The following is a 646-nucleotide window of genomic DNA, read 5'->3' as shown; positions in this document are numbered from 1 at the left end:
GGCTCGCCCCGCACGATCGGCGCCGAGCCGTACGCCTGGAAGCCCCACATGCGCGGCGTACGGGAGGAGACGGCCGCGTGACCCTGCGGGGACGGGACGGCGTACTCCTGGTAGCCCTTCCAGTACGCGGTGATGTTGCCCGCGTTGCCGACCGGCAGCACGTGGATGTCGGGAGCGTCTCCGAGCGCGTCGACCACCTCGAACGCGGCGGTCTTCTGACCCTCGATACGCGCCGGATTGACCGAATTCACCAGTGCGACCGGGTACTTCTCGGACAGTTCGCGCGCCAGCGTGAGGCAGTCGTCGAAGTTGCCGTCCACCTGCAGGATGCGCGAGCCGTGCACCAGGGCCTGGCCCATCTTGCCGAGGGCGATCTTGCCCTGGGGCACCAGGACCGCGCACACCATGCCGGCGCGCACCGCGTACGCCGCGGCCGAGGCGGAGGTGTTGCCCGTGGAGGCGCAGATGACGGCCTTGGCGCCGGCCTCCTTGGCCTGGGTGATGGCCATCGTCATGCCGCGGTCCTTGAAGGACCCGGTCGGGTTGGCGCCCTCGACCTTGAGATGAACCTCACACCCGGTGCGCTCGGAGAGCACCTGCGCGGGGACCAGCGGCGTGCCGCCCTCGCGCAGTGTCACCACCGGAG

1 protein-coding gene is annotated in these 646 nt (G+C 70.4%); it reads right to left on the bottom strand.

The window, feature by feature from the left end; translation table 11 throughout:
• Positions 1-646: threonine synthase (thrC, locus tag KUM32_RS36815; protein WP_217146225.1), on the bottom strand; the 646-nt coding region annotated here is incomplete at both ends.

The sequence above is a fragment of the Streptomyces sp. AC627_RSS907 genome, from assembly GCF_019049165.1.
The sequence above is the reverse complement of the archived record's forward strand: the minus strand, read 5'-3'. Positions and strand labels throughout refer to the sequence as shown.